The following is a 15,296-nucleotide window of genomic DNA, read 5'->3' on the forward strand; positions in this document are numbered from 1 at the left end:
TTACAGCAACGGTTTAAGGAAGCGCGCGGTGTGCGAGGCTTCGCACTCTGCAACGGTCTCTGGCGTACCGGAGACGAGGATTTCACCGCCGCCGCTGCCGCCTTCCGGGCCGAGATCGACAATCCAGTCCGCGGTTTTAATCACGTCCAGGTTATGTTCGATGACCACGATAGTGTTGCCCTGATCGCGCAGTTGATGCAGCACGTCCAGCAGTTGCTGGATGTCGGCAAAGTGCAGACCGGTGGTCGGCTCATCCAGGATATACAGCGTCTGGCCAGTACCGCGCTTTGACAGCTCGCGCGCCAGCTTCACGCGCTGCGCTTCACCGCCGGACAGCGTCGTTGCGGACTGACCCAGACGAATGTAGGTCAGGCCGACGTCCATCAGCGTCTGCAGCTTACGCGCCAGCGCCGGAACGGCGTCAAAGAACTCGCGCGCCTCTTCGATGGTCATGTCCAGCACTTCGTGGATGGTCTTGCCCTTGTACTTAATCTCCAGCGTTTCGCGGTTATAGCGTTTGCCTTTGCACTGGTCGCACGGCACGTAGATATCCGGCAGGAAGTGCATCTCAACCTTGATCACGCCATCGCCCTGGCACGCTTCGCAGCGGCCACCGCGCACGTTAAAGCTGAAACGTCCTGGCGTATACCCGCGTGAGCGCGCCTCCGGCACACCGGCAAACAGTTCACGTACGGGCGTGAAAACGCCGGTATAGGTTGCCGGGTTAGAGCGCGGCGTACGGCCAATCGGGCTCTGGTCGATATCGATAACTTTATCGAAATGCTCCAGCCCCTGAATGTCGCGGTATGGTGCCGGCTCTGCCAGCGTCGCACCGTTAAGCGCGGTCTGTGCAATCGGGAACAGCGTATCGTTGATCAGCGTCGATTTACCGGAGCCGGACACGCCGGTGACACAGGTAAACAGCCCGACGGGCAGGGTCAGGGTGACGTCTTTCAGGTTATTGCCGCGCGCGCCGGTCAGCTTCAGCACTTTTTCCGGATCCGCTGCCACGCGCTGTTTGGGGACGTCAATCTTGCGCTTGCCGCTCATGTACTGGCCGGTCAGCGACTCGGGCACCGCCATAATGTCTTTCAGCGTCCCTTCCGCCACCACCTGGCCACCGTGGACGCCGGCACCCGGGCCGATGTCGATCACGTGGTCTGCGGCGCGGATCGCGTCTTCGTCGTGCTCGACCACAATCACCGTGTTACCGAGATTGCGCAGGTGGATCAGGGTGCCGAGCAGACGTTCGTTATCGCGCTGGTGCAGGCCGATTGACGGCTCGTCCAGCACGTACATCACGCCCACCAGGCCCGCACCAATCTGGCTCGCCAGACGAATACGTTGGGCTTCACCGCCGGAGAGCGTTTCTGCCGAGCGGGAAAGCGTCAGGTAGTTCAGGCCGACGTTCACCAGGAACTTCAGGCGATCGCCAATCTCTTTCAGCACTTTTTCGGCGATTTTCGCGCGCTGGCCAGAGAGCTTCAGGTTATTGAAGAAGTCCATCGCGTGGCCGATGCTCATGTCTGAGATGGTCGGCAGCGCCGTATTTTCCACAAACACGTGGCGCGCTTCGCGACGCAGGCGCGTGCCCTCGCAGGTGGCGCAGGAGCGGTTGCTGATGAACTTCGCCAGCTCTTCGCGCACCGCGCTGGATTCGGTCTCTTTGTAGCGGCGCTCCATGTTGTGCAGCACCCCTTCGAACGGGTGGCGACGCACGGAGGTATCACCGCGATCGTTCATGTATTTGAACTCGATGTTCTCTTTGCCAGAGCCGAACAGGATCACTTTGTGTACGTTCGGGCTCAGGCTGGCCCACGGCGCTTCAACGTCGAACTTATAGTGCTCCGCCAGCGACTTCAGCATCTGGAAGTAATAGAAATTACGCTTGTCCCAGCCGCGAATGGCGCCGCCCGCCAGGGAAAGCTCCGGATTCTGGATCACGCGGTCCGGATCGAAATACTGCTGCACGCCCAGGCCGTCACACGTCGGGCAGGCGCCCGCCGGGTTGTTAAACGAGAACAGGCGCGGTTCCAGCTCGCGCATGCTGTAGCCGCAAATCGGGCAGGCAAAGTTGGCGGAGAAGAGCAGCTCTTCCGCTTTCGGGTCGTCCATGTCAGAGACCACGGCCGTGCCGCCGGAGAGTTCCAGCGCCGTTTCAAACGATTCTGCGAGACGCGTGGCGAGATCGTCACGCACCTTAAAGCGATCAATCACCACCTCGATGGTGTGCTTCTTCTGCAGTTCCAGCTTGGGCGGATCGGACAGGTCGCAAACTTCACCGTCGATACGGGCGCGGATATAGCCCTGGCTTGCCAGGTTTTCCAGGGTTTTGGTGTGCTCACCCTTACGCTCTTTGATGATCGGCGCCAGCAGCATCAGGCGCTTGCCTTCCGGCTGCGACAGGACGTTGTCTACCATCTGGCTCACGGTCTGTGCCGCGAGCGGGACGTCGTGGTCCGGGCAGCGCGGCTCACCCACGCGGGCATACAGCAGACGCAGGTAGTCATGGATTTCGGTAATGGTACCGACCGTTGAACGCGGGTTATGCGAGGTGGATTTCTGCTCAATAGAGATAGCAGGGGACAACCCTTCAATGTGGTCGACATCCGGTTTTTCCATCAGCGACAGGAACTGACGCGCGTACGCAGAGAGTGATTCAACGTAACGACGCTGTCCTTCGGCATACAGGGTGTCGAAAGCCAGTGAGGATTTGCCAGACCCCGACAGCCCGGTCACGACAATCAGCTTGTCGCGAGGGATTATCAGGTTGATATTCTTGAGATTGTGGGTGCGGGCGCCCCGAACTTCGATCTTATCCATTCACCTTTCCCGGTTGGAACACGGATTGCCTGGTTTGTTTGAAGGACAAACGGCTGTCAGAAACGGCTAATTATGACACAATTTGACCTGTTTGAATATACAGTATTGGAATGCATTTTCTGATTCGCTGTGTAACAATGTCGAGTTGCGGGAGAACTCTGGAACGTGCTACGCAACTATCAAAGTGCGGCATGGAAATGGTACACTCGCGCGTTTACACTATTAAGAAACGTATTCAGGAGACACGAACATGGCCAGCAGAGGCGTAAACAAGGTGATTCTCGTCGGTAATCTGGGCCAGGACCCGGAAGTACGCTACATGCCGAGTGGTGGCGCAGTTGCCAACATTACGCTGGCTACTTCCGAATCCTGGCGTGATAAAGCGACCGGTGAGATGAAAGAGCAGACCGAATGGCACCGCGTTGTGCTGTTTGGCAAACTGGCAGAAGTGGCCGGTGAATATCTGCGTAAAGGTTCTCAGGTCTATATCGAAGGCCAGCTGCGCACCCGCAAATGGACCGATCAGTCCGGTGCTGAGAAGTACACGACGGAAGTGGTGGTTAACGTCGGCGGCACCATGCAGATGCTGGGTGGCCGTCAGGGTGGTGGCGCACCAGCAGGTGGCGGCCAGCAGCAGGGCGGTTGGGGTCAGCCTCAGCAGCCGCAGGGTGGCAACCAGTTCAGCGGCGGCGCGCAGTCTCGCCCGCAGCAGCAGTCTGCTCCTGCACCGTCTAACGAACCGCCAATGGATTTCGACGACGACATTCCGTTCTGATTTCCGCGTTCCCCAAACAAAAAACCCAGACATTGTCTGGGTTTTTTTATTCCATAAGGGATCAGGTAATCACCATCGGCCAGTCTGGTGGTGTGTGGCTCATCGCCTCAACCATCACCACTTTGATATTTTCCCAGACGGCGGCCATATCCAGCAGGGTAATGCCAAGCAGACCCGTTGCAAACCAGCAGGCAGCCCCCAGCCCCAACAGCGTGCTGATGACAGCGAGACCCGCGTAGTCAGATTTACGAAACTGAATGTTCAGCGTGCTGGCCAAAAACATCAGTACCGCACTCAACAAAGGCCAGCGCAGGAGTACCATGCTGGTAGTAATGGTTGCCATAAAACCCATCCTCTATAAAACAGACGAACTGAATGAAACAGAATGTTTTCGTTACATAAGTTGTGTGAACTATATCACGTTTGCTGTTTTATTCGCCAGTCCCGGGATGATGAAAAACGAGCGATTCATAGTTGCCGAGAATCAGTGGGTGCCTGAGTGAAAATATATCTTTGCTGGCTAAGTTCCCCAGTTCCCGCACTCTTTATAATGAATTCATTAAGATAGCAAAACTGATGCAAAAGGACGCACTCTGTACAATGTTTACAGCAATAACCCTATGGCTTATGCTTGAGTGGACAATTAATTTTACTCGCAGCTAACCTTTCAGGTTTTTGAATTTCATTATTTTTTTATTTCTTTGTACGTTTTTAATTACACACAACGTTGTTTTTAATTCGCTACGCTGAGATTCAGCCTGCGCGTTGGTTTGTCGATTTTTCGAATCTGAAGAAAGTTGCGTCCGGTTTATCGCCTGATAATCAGCGAAAAAAATGAAAGAAAACCGACGTGAGATTGTTAATGACAGCATGCAGGCGTTGCATGCGCTGGCTAAGTTAATGCCCCAGCTTCATGCTCAATGTTCTCTGGCCGACATGCTGGCGACCATCAGTCGCGCGCTGGGCGCAAGCCTTGCCTGGGTCAGCGTTAACGGTGATGACGGGCTGAAGCGCGTGGTGTCCGCCGGGGAGATGACCTGCCATCCCCTCGACGTGGCCGATTTCCTGGCGAACACGCTGCTCCAGCGGCATCATCGATCGTGGCGGGTGGTTTACTGGAAAGAGAATATTGGCCGCACGTTATTTCCTCCTCAGCACCCGGGCTATGCGCAACTGCAAAGCGGTGTGCTGTGCAAGCTTTCAACTCAAAACTGGCACTGCAGCGGTTATTTCTTTTTAGCGTTCGAAGAAAGGCTTTCTTCTTTGCCGATTCTGAAAAATATCGTCGTGGTGCTGGTCGAAAAATTAAAAGACTATTTTGCGGAAATTATTGCCCGAGAAAAAACGGCGCAGGAAATGCAGCGCGTCGTGACGCAATATAAGACGCTCTTTGAACGCGCCCCGGTTTTAATGAACTCTTTCGACAAATTTAACCGCTGCGTGCTGTGGAATGCCGAATGTGAAAAAGTATTCGGCTGGACGATGGCGGAGATCGCGGAACATGCCGATCCGCTTTCGCTGTTTTATCCCGATCCTGAAGAGCGGCGGCGGGTAAGAGAGTCGGTCAATGTCTCGCCGCTGAAGGATATGTATGAATGGCATCCGCTACGCAAAGATGGCACCCCCCTGACGGTGCTGTGGTCAAACATTCTGTTGCCGGACAACTCTATCCTCAATATTGGGCTGGATATCACCGAGCGGAAAAAAGCCGAACAGCAGCTCGAAGTTAAAGCCACCACTGACGATCTCACCGGCTGCTTTAACCGGTCGGCGATTTTGCAGCAGCTGGAGCTTGCGCTGGCTTCCAGTGCCAGGCAGGAGGCCAACAGTCATTTTTGCGTTCTGATGTTTGACCTGGATTTTTTCAAACAGATCAACGACGAGTGGGGACACCCGGTGGGCGATGCGGCGCTTCTTCACTTCTGTAATGCTATCCGTGAGTTGGCCCCTTCAGGCTCCGCACTAGGGCGCGTGGGAGGGGAGGAATTTTTGCTCCTGCTGGCGCAAACTGACGGCAATGGCGCTGCGCAACTGTCCGCCAGGTTGCGCACCGTTCTGCAAACTCATCCACTGATAGTGGGCGAGAGAACGCTGTCGCTGTCGTTTAGCGCAGGGGTCGTGGAAGTCCGCGGGGGACAGCGGGATACTTCAGCCTTGCTAAGGCGTGCTGATAAAGCGTTATATGAGGCTAAGCATTTGGGGCGAGGAAAAACGGTGGTGGCGGCTGATTATTTATAAATCAGTGAACACAATACACCCGATCAAATAGCATAAAACGTCATGATGACGGTGTGCTTTTTTCATGCTGCCAGAAGTTTGGCTTAATCAACAATCGTCTGTTGTGTTATCTTCCCACCGCCCTTACGGGCTGGATAATTATTTTCCTTAATTGAAACGGAACGAATACTTACAGTTTCACTTACGGGAAAATATTATCGTCATAACGAAATTTAAGATTTTTAATACGAAAAGTCAGTTGCTAACTTCGCATGATTCATGCAACGTAATCACCTGTTTAACACAGCATCCGGCCTTCATTACTACAGGCGTACAACATGCAGGGATATAGGGCGGGAAATGAATCGTAGCGCGCAGCGCAAGATGCTCAGGGTGGTAGGGATCATCATGGTAGTTATGCTGCCGGTGATGCTTGCGCTATGGTTTGCCCAGCTAAGAGCTGTGTCTGAAACAAGCGCCCAGCTACGGACATTTGCTGAACTGGCTTTAGACAAAACAGAGCTGGTTATACAGCAGGTTGATCTGGCCCGGGACGAGGCGGAAAAATATCGGGGCGAGCTTTGCTCCCCGGGACACCGTCAATATATGTTGAACGTTGTTCGTGGCCGCCTGTTTGTTGCCGATTTAATTTATGCTGAAGGTCAGAATTTTCTTTGTTCGACCGTTTTTACACCGGATCGTCCCTACGCCATTCCCGTCGCTAATTACACGCGTAAACCTGACGTCGCTATCTATTATTATCGCGACACCCCATTTTATACTGGTTATAAAATGACATATATGCAGCGTGGAAATTATGTGGTGGTCGTTAATCCACTTTCATACAGCGAAGTCATGTCTGCGGATCATTCTCTCTCGTGGGGGGTATACGACACGGTAACCAATGCTTTCTTTTCCGTCAGTCAGAAAGCCAATGTTTCTTTATTAAATTCGATGATTCGGGATAAGGAATCGGTATTTCAAAAAGATAACCGCTTTTATACGATCGTCACATCCCCCAAAAGACCGATTGCGGCCATCGTGTCGACATCGAATAAACGCTTTTATGAAACGCTTTACCATCAGGCGACATTAACGCTGCCGCTGGGAATGATTTGCAGCATTATTATTTTGCTGGTCTGGTCCCGCACCCATCGTGAGCTCAATTCGCCGGGGCGTTTACTGCACAGGGCGCTGAACAAACGCCAGCTTTGCGTGCACTATCAGCCGATTATTGATATCAAGAACAACCGGTGTGTCGGCGCGGAGGCGTTATTACGCTGGCCTGGTTTTAACGGGCAGGTGATGAGCCCGGCTGAGTTTATTCCGCTGGCTGAAAATGAGGGGATGAGCGAGCGGATTACGGATTATGTCGTTGAGGAAGTGTTCAGTGATTTAGGCCATTTCCTGGCCGAGCATCCGCATCTCTATATTTCGATTAACCTGTCGGCGACGGATTTCCACTCCTCGCGGCTGATCGCCATGATTTCTGAGAAGGCCCGCCACTATGCCGTCCGCGCGCAGCAAATTAAAATTGAAGTGACGGAACGCGGTTTTATCGATGTGCCTAAAACCACGCCGGTGATTCAGGCTTTTCGTCAGGCGGGGTATGAAGTGGCCATCGATGATTTCGGTACCGGCTACTCGAACCTGCACAATCTCTACTCGCTGAACGTCGATATTTTGAAAATCGACAAATCGTTTATCGATACCTTAACGACCAACAGCACCAGCCACCTGATCGCCGAGCATATTATCGAGATGGCGCAAAGCCTGCGGCTGAAAACCATTGCGGAAGGGGTTGAGACGGCAGAGCAGGTGAGCTGGCTGTTGAAGCGCGGCGTCCAGTTTTGTCAGGGATGGCACTTCGCGAAAGCGATGCCGCCCCAGGAATTTATGACCTGGCAGCAGCAACCTTTGCACTGAGCGTGATTAATTCAACTGGTGGCGATAGTCGCTCGGCGTGCGGTCAAACTCGCGGCGAAACACGCGGGAAAAGGTTTGTTGCGACACATAACCAAGATCCATCGCGATATCAAAAATCGGCCGCTGCGTTGAGCGTAGCGCCTGCGCCGCCAGCAGCAGTCTGCGCTGACGAATGTACTCACCCAGCGTCTGATGCATGACCGTACGGAACATTCTCTGTAAATACCATTTCGAATAGCCCGACTTTTTCGCGACCACATCAATGTTCAACGGTTGGTCGATATGGTCATCAATCCATTCAATAAGCGTCTGAATAATCTGCTGATGCGACATAAGGTTGCCCCTCTGTAGATACAACTATCTCGGTTAATTCGTCGTTTTCTCTACGGGGGAGTATAATTCCTCAAGTTAACTTGAGGTAAAGAGGTTTTATGGAAAAGAGATTGCCGCGCATTAAAGCGCTGTTAACCCCCGGCGAAGTGGCAAAGCGAAGCGGCGTGGCGGTATCGGCGCTCCACTTCTATGAAAGCAAAGGGTTAATTAAAAGCATCCGTAACGGCGGCAACCAGCGTCGCTATACCCGCGACGTGCTCCGCTATGTGGCGATTATCAAAATTGCGCAACGAATCGGAATTCCCCTGGCCACGATCGGCGAGGCATTTGGCGTGCTGCCGGAAGGGCACACGCTGAGCCCGAAAGAGTGGAAAGAGCTGTCGTCCCAGTGGCGTGAAGAGTTGGACAGGCGTATTCATACGCTGGTCGCGCTGCGTGACGAACTGGATGGCTGCATTGGCTGCGGCTGCCTGTCGCGCAGCGACTGCCCGCTGCGTAACCCCGGCGACAAACTGGGCGAGCAGGGGACGGGAGCGCGGTTGCTGGAGGAAGATTGAGAGTGGTTTGCCGGGTGGCGCTTCGCTTACCCGGCCTACCAAACCGTCAAATGTAGGCCGGGTAAGGCGTAGCCGCCACTCGGCAAAACCCCACATACATAAAGAACTAAAGCGCCACAAAGGGCGCTTTAGTTTTTCCCGGTCTTTGTCTTTCTCTCTATCCCGCTGGTTCACGGGAGGGTTTCCCCCGACATCAGCACCCCTCGTGTCGAGCTGGTTGGGGAGGTTCCGGATTGTGCTGACACTTTAATTCTATGCAAGGCCCGTTTTTTCGCCAGCGACGCTGACCGGTTTTTAGCCGAATTTTTTTCGCGGTGTTGTTCAATTTTCTATAGTTAAAAAGTATGAATAACAGGAGAAAGCCATGCTCACGGTACACCACCTAAACCAGTCGCGCTCGCACCGCGTAATCTGGGCGCTGGAAGAACTCGGTCTGCCTTATGAGATCGTTCACTATCACCGCGAAAAGAACATGCTGGCACCTGAGGCGCTCAAAAAGGTGCATCCGTTGGGCAAATCACCGGTCATCGAAGATAACGGACTGATCCTCGCAGAGTCAGGCGCCATTCTGGAGTATTTGCAGGAGACGTACGATCCCGAGTCGCGGCTTAAGCCTTTAGATCCCGCGCATAAGGTGCAGTACCGCTTCTGGCTGCACTACGCGGAAGGGTCGCTGATGCCGCTGCTGTTAATGAAGCTGGTCTTCAACAGCCTCGGCAAGCCGCCCGTGCCATTTGGTATCCGAACCCTGGGGAAAGCGCTGGGGCAGGGGGTGCAGAAAGCGTACCTCAACCGCCAGCTGGAAACCCATGCACGCTTTATTGAGTCGCACCTTGCTAAAAACAGCTGGTTTGCCGGGGATTCGCTCAGCATGGCCGACATCCAGATGAGCTTCCCGATCTTTGCCCTGCTGGCGCGCGGCGGTATTAATAACCTGCCGCATAGTCAGGCATGGAAAACGAAGGTTGAAAACAGCCCTGGCTGGCAACGAACCCTGGCACAAGGGGGGCCGTTATCCATCCCGGGGGAGGATTGAAATGTAAACAAATTGCGCATAGACGATAACGTTTGCGCATCCTCTGTTTATTTCTTCAGCGTCATAAGTGAATTTTAGCGAAAAACGATAAAGTTCAGTTGAAAAGGGCGGGGATTAGGCTAGATAATCGTTTGCCTTAATTTGACCACCCGTTTGTAAGCGCGGAGCTAAACGTTTGCTTTTTCTGTGACGCCCTTTCGTCGCAAACGCAACACAAGGATTTGACGTTTAGCTGGCAGTGGCGTCTCCACCTCGCTTACGGACTTCCTAAAAAACTCTCAGGGGATGTTTTCTATGTCTACGCCATCTGCGCGTACTGGCGGTTCACTTGACGCCATGTTTAAAATTTCGGCCCGCGGCAGCACCGTGCGCCAGGAAATCGTTGCCGGTTTGACAACGTTTCTGGCGATGGTGTATTCCGTCATCGTTGTGCCGGGTATGCTGGGCAAAGCGGGCTTCCCGCCAGCCGCTGTCTTTGTAGCGACCTGCCTTGTGGCCGGCGTGGGCTCTATCGTGATGGGCCTGTGGGCGAACCTGCCGCTGGCGATTGGTTGCGCCATCTCCCTGACCGCGTTTACCGCGTTCAGCCTGGTGCTGGGCCAGCACATCAGCGTACCGGTTGCGCTGGGCGCCGTTTTCCTGATGGGTGTGCTGTTTACCGTTATTTCAGCGACCGGCATCCGTAGCTGGATCTTGCGCAACCTGCCGCAGGGCGTGGCGCACGGTACCGGCATCGGCATCGGCCTGTTCCTGCTGCTGATCGCCGCCAACGGCGTCGGTCTGGTCATCAAGAACCCGCTGGACGGTCTGCCGGTGGCGCTCGGCCATTTCGCCAGCTTCCCGGTGATCATGTCGCTGATCGGGCTGGCGGTGATTATCGGTCTGGAAAAACTGAAAGTCCCGGGCGGCATTCTGCTGACCATTATCGGTGTTTCCATTGTCGGCCTGATTTTCGATCCGAACGTCCATTTCTCCGGCATTTTCGCCATGCCGTCGCTGAGTGATGACAAAGGCAACTCTCTGATTGGCAGCCTGGATATCGTTGGCGCGCTGAACCCGGTCATCCTGCCAAGCGTGCTGGCGCTGGTAATGACCGCGGTGTTTGACGCGACCGGTACCATTCGTGCGGTGGCCGGTCAGGCGAACCTGCTGGATAAAGACGGTCAGATTATTGACGGCGGCAAAGCGCTGACGACGGACTCCCTGAGCAGCGTCTTCTCAGGCCTGGTGGGTGCAGCGCCTGCGGCGGTGTACATCGAGTCCGCAGCGGGTACGGCGGCAGGCGGTAAAACCGGCCTGACGGCGATCACCGTGGGCGTGCTGTTCATGCTGATCCTGTTCCTCTCTCCGCTCTCCTACCTGGTTCCGGCGTACGCGACCGCGCCAGCGCTGATGTACGTTGGCCTGCTGATGCTGAGCAACGTGGCGAAAATCGACTTTGCGGATTTCGTGGACGCGATGTCTGGCCTGATTACCGCGGTCTTTATCGTGCTGACCTGTAACATCGTGACCGGCATTATGATCGGCTTCGCGTCGCTGGTGATTGGTCGTCTGGTCTCCGGGGAATGGCGCAAGCTGAACGTTGGCACCGTTGTGATTGCCGTTGCGCTGGTGGCGTTTTACGCGGGCGGCTGGGCAATCTAAATTGGCCTTTGATGCGAAAACGGGTGGCTCAGGCCGCCCGTTTTTATTTTCAGGACTCATCCTGTTGCCTTTTGCGTTACTCTGGTGAAGATAGAATAAAAGGCACGACGCCTTCCGGAGTACATAAGCAACACAGCAAACAGGGAACGCATGGAAATCTTCTTCACAATACTCATCATGACCCTTGTGGTCTCGCTATCCGGGGTGGTTACACGCGTACTGCCCTTTCAGGTCCCCCTGCCATTAATGCAAATTGCCATCGGCGCGCTGCTGGCGTGGCCGACGTTTGGCCTGCACGTGGAATTTGACCCAGAACTGTTCCTCGTGCTGTTCATTCCGCCACTGCTGTTTGCCGATGGCTGGAAAACGCCCACGCGCGAATTCCTTGAGCACGGGCGAGAGATCTTCGGCCTGGCGCTGGCGCTGGTGGTGGTCACCGTCGTCGGGATTGGTTTTCTGATCTACTGGACGGTACCGGGCATTCCGTTAATTCCTGCCTTTGCGCTGGCCGCCGTACTGTCGCCAACCGATGCCGTGGCGCTGTCCGGCATTGTGGGTGAAGGCCGTATTCCAAAGAAAATTATGGGGATTTTACAGGGGGAGGCGCTGATGAACGACGCCTCCGGCCTGGTTGCCCTGAAGTTTGCCGTGGCCGTTGCGATGGGCACGATGGTCTTTACCGTCGGCGGCGCGACGCTGGAGTTCTTTAAGGTAGCCATCGGCGGTATTCTCGCGGGCTTCGTGGTGAGCTGGCTGTACGGCCGCTCATTGCGCTTCCTCAGCCGCTGGGGCGGCGATGAACCCGCTACGCAGATCGTACTGCTGTTCCTGCTGCCGTTCGCCTCTTATCTGATTGCCGAACATATCGGCGTGTCGGGCATTCTGGCGGCAGTGGCGGCAGGGATGACCATTACCCGCTCCGGTGTGATGCGCCGCGCGCCGCTGGCTATGCGTCTGCGTGCCAACAGCACCTGGGCCATGCTGGAGTTTGTCTTTAACGGCATGGTGTTCCTGCTGTTGGGCCTGCAGCTGCCGGGTATTATGGAATCCTCGCTGGTGGCGGCCGAAGCCGATCCGAACGTTGAAGTCTGGATGCTGTTTACCGACATCGTGCTGATCTACCTGGCGCTGATGCTGGTGCGTTTCGGCTGGCTGTGGACGATGAAAAACTTCAGCGTCCGCTTCCTGAAGAAAAAGCCGATGGAGTTTGGTTCGTGGACAACGCGTGAACTGCTGATTGCCTCTTTTGCGGGCGTACGCGGGGCGATAACCCTTGCCGGTGTCCTCTCCATTCCGCTGCTGTTGCCGACGGGCGACGTCTTCCCGGCGCGTTACGAGCTGGTGTTCCTGGCGGCGGGCGTCATTCTGTTCTCACTGTTTGTCGGCGTGATTATGCTGCCGATTTTACTCCAGCATATTGATGTCGGTGATTCGACCCAGCAGCACAAGGAAGAGCGTATTGCGCGTGCAGCGACCGCCGAAGTGGCGATTGTCGCCATCCAGAAAATGGAAGAGCGTCTGGCCGCGGATGCGGAAGAGAACATCGATAATCAGCTGCTGACGGAGGTGAGTTCCCGCGTAATTGGTAACCTTCGCCGCCGCGCGGACGGGCGTAACGATGTGGAAAGCTCGCTGCAGGAGGAGAACCTGGAACGCCGGTTCCGTCTGGCAGCGCTGCGCTCAGAGCGTGCCGAACTGTACCACCTGCGCGCCACGCGCCAGATCAGCAACGAGACGCTGCAAAAGCTGCTGCACGATCTGGACCTGCTGGAAGCGCTGTTGATAGAGAATCAGTAGCGCTGTTTTGCCGGGTGGCGGCTTCGCCTTACCCGGCCTACGGTTCGAACGTAGGCCCGGTAAGCGCAGCGCCACCGGGCACTATTCAGACCGCACCCAAAACCCCTCACAACACTGCAGCCACGCCTGCGCGCTCTGCGACAAATAGACCCCTTCACGCCAGATCATCCCTAACTGCCAGTGCAGATCGCTCTCCAGCGGGATCCAGCGCAGCGTGTTTTTATCCAGACGCTCGCAAATCGGCTGCGGCAGAATGGCAATCCCCACGCCCGCCTGCACCATCGCGGCCAGGAAATCCCATTGTCCGCTGCGTACCGCAATGCGCGGCTTGACGTTATGCTGGTTAAACAGCGTCATCAGCTGGCGGCTGAGGGCGAAGTCTTCGTTGTAGATCAGCAGAGGGTGCTCGCCGAGCAGTTCAGGCTTCACCGACTCCCTCTTTAGCCAGTCGCCGGAGCGGGGCACCAGCACGCACAGCGGGTGGCTAAAGAGCGGAAGCGTCGCCAGGCCGCTCTCTTCCTCAACGGGGAGGGCGGTCATTGCCACGTCGAGCTCGCCGTTAGTGACGGCCTGCTGGACGGTTAACCCACCAAACTCCGAAATCTTCAGCTCTACGCCGGGATAACGCTGGCGAAACAGGCTAATCGGCCCGGCCATCATCATGCCGACCATCGGGGGAATGCCGAGGCGAAGCACCCCTTTGGTCAGATGATTAATATCGTCCAGCTCTGCTTCCAGCTGGCGGAACTCCGCCAGAATCGCCAGCCCGCGTTCGAACACCACGCGTCCGGTGTCGGTCAGCAGCAGCTTGCGCCCGTCGCGGATCAGCAGGGTACAGTTCAGTTCATCTTCGAGGTTTTTCAGCATTTTGCTGATGGTGGGCTGGGTAACAAACAACTTCTCCGCTGCGCGGGTGAAACTTTGCTGACGAACCACTTCGACAAAATAGCGCAGCGTTCTTATGTCCATGATTATTCCTCGAAACTATACCTTTGATGATTTTAATTCATTTCAGTCCACACCGTGCGCTCACTATACTGGCACCTCGTCTCATTTTTGAGGAAAACCCCCATGGCCGTGGCGTTAAGCCGTGTTACGCCTGCCGTTGTACAACGACTCCAGGTCCCGGTTCAGGTACTGCTCTACGCGGGACTGTTTGTTTTCGCCGAATATCTTGTCGGCTGGCTCCACCTGCCGTTGCCTGCCAACCTGGTGGGGATGCTGTTGATGCTGACGCTCATCCTCTGTCGCGTGATCCCCCTTAACTGGGTGCGCGCCGGGGCGCGCTGGCTGCTGGCGGAGATGCTGCTGTTCTTTGTTCCTGCCGTGGTGGCGGTGGTGAACTATGCGCAACTGCTGATGGTGGACGGCTGGCGAATCTTTGCGGTGATCGCGCTGAGTACGTTGATGGTGCTGGGGGCGACCGCCTGGGTCGTGGATAAAGTCTACCGGTTTGAAATCAGCAGGCACAAACATGACTAACTTTCAGATCAGCGTCTTGTGCCTGATCGCGACGCTCGGGATCTACTTCGCCAACAAGCGGCTGTATCGCCGGTTTCATGCGCTGCCGCTGATGCCGCTGGTCTTCACGCCGATCCTGCTGGTGCTGATGCTGGTCTTCGGCCACATTTCCTGGCAGAACTACATTGGTGAATCCCACTGGCTGCTGTGGCTGCTCGGCCCGGCGACCATCGCCTTTGCCGTGCCCGTTTATGACAACCTGGCGATTATCAGGCGCCACTGGATGTCGCTCAGCGCAGGCGTGATCACCGCCACGGTGGTCGCGGTCTGTAGCTCCGTCTGGCTGGCGAGACTGTTTACGCTGCCCGATGAAATTCAGCGCAGCCTGGCCGTGCGCTCGGTGACCACGCCGTTTGCGCTGGCGGCGGCTAAACCCCTCGGCGGACAGCCGGACCTGGTGGCGCTGTTTGTGGTGGTGACGGGTGTCTTTGGGATGGCGGTGGGCGATATGCTCTTTCTGCGGCTTTCTATTCGGGAAGGAATGGCCAAAGGCGCGGGATTTGGCGCGGCGTCGCACGGCGCGGGCACGGCACGTTCCTATGAGCTGGGCCAGCAGGAGGGCGTTGTCGCGAGCCTGGTGATGATGCTGTCGGGCGTGGTGATGGTGCTGGTTGCGCCGCTGGTGGCGTGGGTGATGTTTTAAGCTCCCCGACCAGAATGGCCGGGG

General features: G+C 55.8%; 13 protein-coding genes. 9 read left to right on the forward strand and 4 right to left on the reverse strand.

What is annotated here, in order from left to right:
* Complete coding sequence (gene uvrA, locus BMW97_RS21200; protein ID WP_045909175.1) at window positions 1-2,823, reverse strand: excinuclease ABC subunit UvrA; 2,823 nt, start codon at window positions 2,821-2,823, stop codon at window positions 1-3.
* A 250-nt stretch (window positions 2,824-3,073) separates the two neighbouring features.
* Here uvrA and ssb1 point away from each other — a divergent pair, with 250 nt between their 5' ends.
* Complete coding sequence (gene ssb1, locus BMW97_RS21205; protein WP_008503384.1) at window positions 3,074-3,598, forward strand: single-stranded DNA-binding protein SSB1; 525 nt, start codon at window positions 3,074-3,076, stop codon at window positions 3,596-3,598.
* Between the two features lie 61 nt (window positions 3,599-3,659).
* Here ssb1 and BMW97_RS21210 read toward each other — a convergent pair whose 3' ends face one another.
* A complete protein-coding gene (locus BMW97_RS21210) occupies window positions 3,660-3,941 on the reverse strand; it encodes a YjcB family protein (protein ID WP_045261050.1) in 282 nt (93 codons plus the stop codon).
* A gap of 491 nt (window positions 3,942-4,432) precedes the next feature.
* Between BMW97_RS21210 and BMW97_RS21215 the strand changes: the two genes are divergently transcribed.
* Complete coding sequence (locus BMW97_RS21215) at window positions 4,433-5,836, forward strand: sensor domain-containing diguanylate cyclase (protein WP_045909176.1); 1,404 nt, start codon at window positions 4,433-4,435, stop codon at window positions 5,834-5,836.
* Between the two features lie 339 nt (window positions 5,837-6,175).
* Entirely contained in the window at window positions 6,176-7,741 is a 1,566-nt protein-coding gene (locus tag BMW97_RS21220) for an EAL domain-containing protein (protein WP_045909177.1), read from the forward strand.
* 6 nt (window positions 7,742-7,747) lie between these two features.
* Here the strand turns inward: BMW97_RS21220 and soxS are convergent, their stop codons facing one another.
* Window positions 7,748-8,074 (reverse strand): superoxide response transcriptional regulator SoxS, encoded by a 327-nt coding sequence (soxS, locus tag BMW97_RS21225; protein WP_008503387.1) that lies wholly within the window; start codon window positions 8,072-8,074, stop codon window positions 7,748-7,750.
* Between the two features lie 98 nt (window positions 8,075-8,172).
* On the opposite strand from soxS, the gene soxR reads away from it, so the two are divergent.
* From soxR to BMW97_RS21250, 4 genes are all read left to right on the forward strand, one after another.
* Window positions 8,173-8,631: a redox-sensitive transcriptional activator SoxR gene (gene soxR / locus BMW97_RS21230; protein ID WP_008503388.1), complete on the forward strand. Its 459-nt coding sequence runs from the start codon at window positions 8,173-8,175 to the stop codon at window positions 8,629-8,631.
* A gap of 364 nt (window positions 8,632-8,995) precedes the next feature.
* The gene (locus BMW97_RS21235; RefSeq protein WP_045909178.1) at window positions 8,996-9,667 is read left to right on the forward strand and encodes a glutathione S-transferase family protein; all 672 of its coding nucleotides are present in this window, start codon (window positions 8,996-8,998) and stop codon (window positions 9,665-9,667) included.
* A gap of 294 nt (window positions 9,668-9,961) precedes the next feature.
* A complete protein-coding gene (ghxP, locus tag BMW97_RS21240) occupies window positions 9,962-11,311 on the forward strand; it encodes a guanine/hypoxanthine transporter GhxP (RefSeq protein WP_008503390.1) in 1,350 nt (449 codons plus the stop codon).
* Window positions 11,312-11,461: 150 nt separating this feature from the next.
* Complete coding sequence (locus tag BMW97_RS21250) at window positions 11,462-13,108, forward strand: Na+/H+ antiporter (protein WP_008503391.1); 1,647 nt, start codon at window positions 11,462-11,464, stop codon at window positions 13,106-13,108.
* A gap of 81 nt (window positions 13,109-13,189) precedes the next feature.
* On the opposite strand, the gene BMW97_RS21255 is transcribed toward BMW97_RS21250, so the two are convergent.
* Entirely contained in the window at window positions 13,190-14,077 is an 888-nt protein-coding gene (locus BMW97_RS21255; protein WP_024906729.1) for a LysR family transcriptional regulator, read from the reverse strand.
* Window positions 14,078-14,179: 102 nt separating this feature from the next.
* Here BMW97_RS21255 and BMW97_RS21260 point away from each other — a divergent pair, with 102 nt between their 5' ends.
* Together BMW97_RS21260 and BMW97_RS21265 are read left to right on the forward strand one after the other, a co-directional pair.
* On the forward strand, window positions 14,180-14,590 hold the full coding sequence (locus BMW97_RS21260; RefSeq protein ID WP_021242769.1) for a CidA/LrgA family protein: 411 nt from the start codon (window positions 14,180-14,182) through the stop codon (window positions 14,588-14,590).
* Complete coding sequence (locus BMW97_RS21265; protein ID WP_045909180.1) at window positions 14,583-15,272, forward strand: LrgB family protein; 690 nt, start codon at window positions 14,583-14,585, stop codon at window positions 15,270-15,272. Before BMW97_RS21260 ends, BMW97_RS21265 begins: the two co-directional genes overlap by 8 nt.
* The last annotated feature ends 24 nt before the right edge of the window (window positions 15,273-15,296 follow it).

The sequence above is a fragment of the Enterobacter sp. NFIX58 genome, from assembly GCF_900110475.1.
GTDB lineage: Bacteria > Pseudomonadota > Gammaproteobacteria > Enterobacterales > Enterobacteriaceae > Enterobacter > Enterobacter quasiroggenkampii.